The organism is Gluconacetobacter entanii (assembly GCF_003206495.1).
In the GTDB taxonomy this organism is placed as follows: domain Bacteria; phylum Pseudomonadota; class Alphaproteobacteria; order Acetobacterales; family Acetobacteraceae; genus Novacetimonas; species Novacetimonas entanii.
In genome coordinates this window covers 1-5873 of record NZ_NKUF01000079.1, presented here as the reverse complement: position 1 = coordinate 5873, position 5873 = coordinate 1, and the positions used below count along the sequence as shown (strand labels likewise).

The following is a 5873-nucleotide window of genomic DNA, read 5'->3' as shown; positions in this document are numbered from 1 at the left end:
TGACACTGGGGAATATCCATGAAAGTGGGCGACTTTCAGGATTTTCCAGTTCCAGAACCACAGTACAAGATACCCATCACGAAAAATGCGGAAGAACCAATGGGCGACGTGTCCGTATTGTATCCATATGTGGTATAATGAAGGATCAAGTTGGAGGGCCTGCCTGTATTCCCGTATGGCCTCGGTCCATTTTCCCGCATCACGAGCATGATTGCCATGACGGATGATGCGATGAACCGTTGGCGTCACGTATACACCGCCACTCTTCTTGATCTTCAATTCGAACTTCATATCCCACTGTTCCTGTTCGCCGTGACTGAAACAGTCAACGGGCGACTAATGCCGATATTCAATCATTTATCAGACTTGCGTCACATTTCACGCCTGATATCATCTATTATATGTGTAGATTGAACTCCGAATCCGTGCAAGAAGTAAGAGATCAAAAATGTGCATCTCGCAAGTGTAATGGAGAATAAAAAAATATGGGAAATGAAGATCGAGAAAAGGAAGAAAAAATTTCTTTTGTTGAGACCATAACAGCCGTCAAAAAGGAGATGGAAAAGCTAAATAATATTTTGTCAAAAGATGTTTCAGAAAAAACTCTGGAAAATATTTCTTCGCTAAAAGCTATCCTGGATGGATTCGGTCGCAATAATAGTGAATATTCAAATAATAATCATGTAAAAAACGCTTTATATTTCGACATATCAGATCTGATAATATTTTTCAGGCATAACCGCTTGCCTACCGGGATACAGCGTGTCCAGATTGGCATCATAAATAATATCTTTGATACGCTGTCTGGTGTAAATGTCATATTGTGTCGTATAGATCCTCTTCTGGAGGATTGGGTGGAAGTGTCGACGGAACGCTTCCGGCGCGTTGCTTTGCTCAGCTTGGCTGCCGGAGATTCGGATGATGAGGAATGGCGCGCTGAAGTAGATGCACTTCATACTCTTGCGCCCGGGAAGTCCGCTCTTTCTTTTCCCCGCGATGCCGTGCTGATCAGTATCGGGGCGTCATGGGGGATAGAAAATTATTTTATCTATATCCGTGAAGCAAAAGAAAAGCATAATATCTGCTATATACCCTTTGTTCATGATGTGGTCCCCGCTATTGCGCCTGCATACTGTCATCCGGATGATGTGAAGAAATTCATCGGATGGCTTCTGAGTGTATTGCAGCATGCGGATTACTATATATCTGTATCTGATTCCGCGAAGAAGGATTTGATTACGGCAGCCCGGATACTGGGAGTATATATTCCTTCAGAGCATATAGCAGTCGTGACGCCTGCTACTGAAATTGGCAGCCAGAAAGCTGATTCCGGAAAAACGACAAATCTGGCACACTGGAACCTGTCCAGACAGAATTATGTATTGTGCATTGGAACGCTTGAGGCCAGAAAAAATCAGATAGGTGCTTTTGAAGTCTGGAAAAAACTTATCATGATGCATGGTAAGGAGCAGGTTCCCACTCTGGTATGTATTTCAGGCACACAGGGATATAAAGGCGATCAGGCCATAGATTGCCTTAACTCCAATCCGGATCTGCAGTCTCGGGCCATCATTCTCCGGGGCATTAATGATACAGATCTCAAAAATCTCTATGAAAACTGCCTTTTTACGGTTTTCCCGAGTTTCTATGAAGGGTGGGGTCTGCCGGTTACTGAGTCCCTGCGTTATGGGAAGCCTGTAATAACTGCTGATAACTCATCCTTGCCGCAGGCCGGAATGGGTCTTTCTGTATTATACAAGACCGGTTCACAAAAAGCCCTGTTGCAGGCTGTGGAAAAAATGATCTTTGATCAGAAATTTCGTGCTGCAAAAGAAGAGGAAATCAAGAAAAATTTTGTTCTTCGGACATGGTCCCAGGTGGTGCAGGATCTGCAGAACAAGGTCCTGGGCATGACGCAGGGAGCCACGCGTCTGGCATGGGTGCCCCCTCTTGCGCCGCAGGGATATTATGCCCTGACGAAAAGTGATGAAACAGCCCTTCGCGCAGGTGCGACCTCAGCTGAGGTTTATCGCCACGGCACTGGGTGGGGCGCGCTTGAGGCATTCGGAAGCCGGATCATGGAGGATGGAACGGGTCTGTCTATGCGCCTGTCCCCCCGGACGCGACGTATTGCCATTCATCTGATCGGGCCTCCCCATGAGCATGATAAACAGGATGTGTGCTGTTATATCGAAACAAATTTAGGGGGCGTGCTACGCGATATCCTCGTGCCAGTTGGAAAACAGAGATGGGTCTTTATCGATCTGCCGCCCGCCGAGAAAGAACGTACTTTCATGTGTCAGGTATGGAGTAGTTCCGCGTCTTCGGGCGTATATCAGGCCGGGAAAAAACAGAGTGCAGATATAGGCGTTTCTGGCTTCTTTATTTTCAATGAAGGTGACAATCGGGAAAAGATCGACTTTCTGGAAGCGGTAAGTCTTGGCGGATTGGAGGATTATAAGCAACGCACGTTGCCCGTCACCAGCGTTATGGTGGAACGCCCTGCATCATGAAGGTTCTGTCTGATGTGTAGTCAGATCGATTTCGAGACTGCCTTTTGATAGAAGTTTCCAGATTCCTGAAGGTGCATCGAGATCTGATGCATACAAACTTGACCGCCTCTATGTGGGGCGGTTTTTTGTCTGAAGATTGTTACAGAATAAAAGAGATGATTGGTTAATCTTTTCAGATGATCTCGCGTTTGGATAGAGCATGCTGATAAAAGGAAAGTCATGGATAATGAAAGAACTTAGACTTCTTTTTGCAGGCTTAGGCATGATTATGGTGTCAACCGAAGCGTGCTCGGCTGCATCTGTGTTCGTATGCGATGGCAAAACGGATAATACGCTTTCGCTTCAGAAAGTTATAAATGAATTAGTGAAAAGTGGTGAAATATTGGAGATACATGGCAACTGTGTTGTAGATTCCCTTTTCATACCCAGTCACTCGCATATTACTGGATCCGGGAATGCTAGCATCACGGAGTCGAAAGCATCAAAACGGTATTTAATTAACCTTCAGGGAGGTATTAGAGATACAATCATTGAAAATTTAACATTTGACAATGCTAATGCTCCATTAACAGGAAGTTCGACCATTTATATGCCCGCTGGGGGGAGGGCTATAGGGCTATCTATTATAAATAATAGATTTATAAACATACCGAAATACGAGACAACAAAAAATCAAGCTGGTCACGCTATAGAACTCACAGGTTCAAATAGCACGTTCATTGAAAAAAATATCATAGAACAGTCTTCTGGTGACACTATTCAGGTAAACGACGGATATTTTATTGTTCGAGATAATTACGTCGCGAATTCTGGCGATGGTTGCATAGCATTCAACAATGGTGCGCGCGGACAAATTTTAGGGAACACACTGTATAAATGTAATCTTGGGGTTGGTGCTGGGCCTGAAGGTAGTCAATCTGATAAAGATATTAATCAGAGTATAAGCATATCTAACAATATTTTTGAATCCTGTCTTTGGGGCATAAACATGGGATGGTTTGCCTATCCAGGACGTTCTGGACCGGTTAATTGGCAGGTTTCCGGAAATACTTTTCGAGATAGTGGAAAGAGAGGGGTCGAGTATGATGGATATTCTGATAAGGCATTAGTCAATGGCACAATATCAGGGAATAGTTTTTATGGGACAGGAAGTTCTGCGTATGATGGCGTGACCTATGATGGGAAAGATGTTGTTTTGAATAATTCTAGTGTCATTTCTATAACAGGAAACACAATATTAAACCCAAAGGGAATAGAAAAATCTCAAATAGCCATAAAAATAAATAATTCCAGATATTTTTCTGTAAATGGGAACGTTATATACGACGAATATGGAAAATATAAATATTATATAGATGCATCAAATTCAAAGTTTGGAAATATTGTCGGCAATACTACTTCTTCTCTTAAAGGAGGTGTCCTGACTAATGACAAAAGTATTATAAAAATCGCGAATATCCCATCATAATAAGGTATGTGAAGTAGTCCGAGAAGATAAGATACAGTTCGAAATCTGGTAAATTGTTATATATTGGATAAATTTATGTTGAATATATGGGTGTTCAATACTATTGTATGGGGAGCACCCTAGGCGATCTTATCGGAGTGAGAAAAGTGTCCATTTTGTTCATGCAAACATCTGATAGCAATGTTTATTATGAGATGTTGCAGCAAGCTTCTCGCACGGTTAGAGATTATTGTTTTCGTCGCGGAATTTTTTATGAGCAGTACGTAGGCGAGAAGAGGAATAATATGCCATGGAAAGCTGCTTATAACCGAATTGAAATGTTGCAGTCTTTGTTGAGAGAAAATTTTTCAGGCTGGGTTCTTTACATGGATGCAGACAGTTATATAGCCGATCCTAACTTTGATATTTTCCATTATTTTTCAGACAAAGATCATTATGCTGGAATATTTTCCGGTCATTTAAACGGAGTTCCCTACAATATTAATTCAGGAGGATTTGCAATTAATTTCAACCATCCACTTGGTAGGGAAATTGTTCAAGATTATACGAAAGAGTATAATAATATTTCTAAAGAAAATATGAATAGCGCTCTGACGTGGGAGCGAGATGTTCCAGAAGATCAGTTTATGTTGCATAGCGTTATTCGACGGTATGTTGATGATTTCGGATTTTCTGATAAATTTTTATTTGAATTTGCTGATCATTCGTACGTCAATAATGGTCCTTTTATTTCGCAAGTTTTGAGGACGTTTGGTAACATTTCTGACCGAGTTGCCCGCATTCGTGAAAAATCAGATCTGATATTGTCAGAGAATATTCCGACAAATTTTGATAAAGATACAATTTTTAGTATTCATACGTCTCATCCTCGGATTTCTACTATTGAACATGGGCGTAGATTTTCACTTGTTCACGCACCAAAAGACTACAAGGGTATAATACTTTGGGGTCCATATATTAGTCTACATTCTGGTAGATATGAATGTTCGACATATATTTATGTATCGAACAAAGAAGATGATAGGCCCGTAAATCTTACACTGGATGTCACAGCAAATCATGGGAACACAGAGTTGAGTCGTAAGCAATTTCAGATTTTCAATAGTGGGTCTCAAGTTCTTTCCATCCCTTTTGTATTGAATGAAAATTATGATAATATTGAAACGCGAGTAGAGACTGGTGGTGGGGCGGAAATATATTTCCCACGTGTGAATATTTTGCGCGAAAGAGATTCTTAACACCTGCTCCTCTGCTGCTGACATGGGATCCAGCGGTAGAATATGTTTTAGCTCTTTACCACCCGGATAATAGCCTGCCCGCGCGTGATATCGGTAACACGCGCGCGGACCTCCTCCTCACGTGCCTGCGGCAGGGTAATGCGCAGGTCCACGCCATCTGCACCGAATGTCTCGTCATCAATCGTCGCGTCCATCGCCAGCAGTCGGGCACGGATCAGGGCGTGGTCGGAAAAGCCGCAGTGGAAGGTCAGCCCCACCATCGGCACGATGGGTCGTGACGGCGCGGTGCGCAGGCATTCCGCCGCCGTCCCGCCATAGGCACGGACCAGCCCACCGGCACCGAGCTTGATCCCGCCGAACCAGCGCGTGACCACGACCACGGTATGGTCGAACCCATGTCCCTCGATCACCTGCAGGATGGGCCGCCCCGCCGTGCCGCCGGGTTCGCCGTCATCATCGCTGCGATAGGCCTGCCCGATGCGATAGGCCGTAACCGGCCGTTTGAGGCCGCCTTATGATTGAGGATTGTGACTGGTAACTTACCGTCGTTAACGACGTCGTTAACGACGTCGTTATTGACGTCATTTGAGAGGTAAGAATGACCCAGGAAATCCTGATTGGCGTTGAACGCCGCCGCCGCTGGTCGGATGAACG

General features: G+C 43.8%; 4 protein-coding genes and 2 pseudogenes. 3 read left to right on the top strand and 3 right to left on the bottom strand.

Annotated features, from left to right (window positions below; translation table 11 throughout):
• Positions 1-291, bottom strand: a 291-nt coding sequence (locus tag CFR72_RS15955) for a tetratricopeptide repeat protein (protein WP_146220764.1), incomplete at its 3' end; no start/stop codon positions are given.
• 194 nt (positions 292-485) lie between these two features.
• On the opposite strand from CFR72_RS15955, the gene CFR72_RS15950 reads away from it, so the two are divergent.
• From CFR72_RS15950 to CFR72_RS17350, 3 genes are all read left to right on the top strand, one after another.
• A complete protein-coding gene (locus tag CFR72_RS15950) occupies positions 486-2513 on the top strand; it encodes a glycosyltransferase (RefSeq protein ID WP_110914736.1) in 2028 nt (675 codons plus the stop codon).
• Positions 2514-2739: 226 nt separating this feature from the next.
• Complete coding sequence (locus CFR72_RS15945; RefSeq protein WP_167400431.1) at positions 2740-3981, top strand: right-handed parallel beta-helix repeat-containing protein; 1242 nt, start codon at positions 2740-2742, stop codon at positions 3979-3981.
• Positions 3982-4142: 161 nt separating this feature from the next.
• Positions 4143-5219: a hypothetical protein gene (locus CFR72_RS17350; protein ID WP_146220763.1), complete on the top strand. Its 1077-nt coding sequence runs from the start codon at positions 4143-4145 to the stop codon at positions 5217-5219.
• Positions 5220-5266: 47 nt separating this feature from the next.
• Here CFR72_RS17350 and CFR72_RS15940 read toward each other — a convergent pair.
• Together CFR72_RS15940 and CFR72_RS17875 are read right to left on the bottom strand one after the other, a co-directional pair.
• Positions 5267-5707: pseudogene (locus tag CFR72_RS15940) on the bottom strand (IMPACT family protein); the annotation flags it as partial.
• Positions 5626-5873: pseudogene (locus CFR72_RS17875) on the bottom strand (hypothetical protein); the annotation flags it as partial. The pseudogenes CFR72_RS17875 and CFR72_RS15940, both read right to left, overlap by 82 nt.

Excerpts from the sequence above, each read along its gene's own strand:
- CFR72_RS17350 (WP_146220763.1), top strand. The coding sequence starts at position 4,143 with ATGCAAACATCTGATAGCAATGTTTATTATGAGATGTTGCAGCAAGCT.
- CFR72_RS15950 (WP_110914736.1), top strand. The coding sequence starts at position 486 with ATGGGAAATGAAGATCGAGAAAAGGAAGAAAAAATTTCTTTTGTTGAG.
- CFR72_RS15945 (WP_167400431.1), top strand. The coding sequence starts at position 2,740 with ATGAAAGAACTTAGACTTCTTTTTGCAGGCTTAGGCATGATTATGGTG.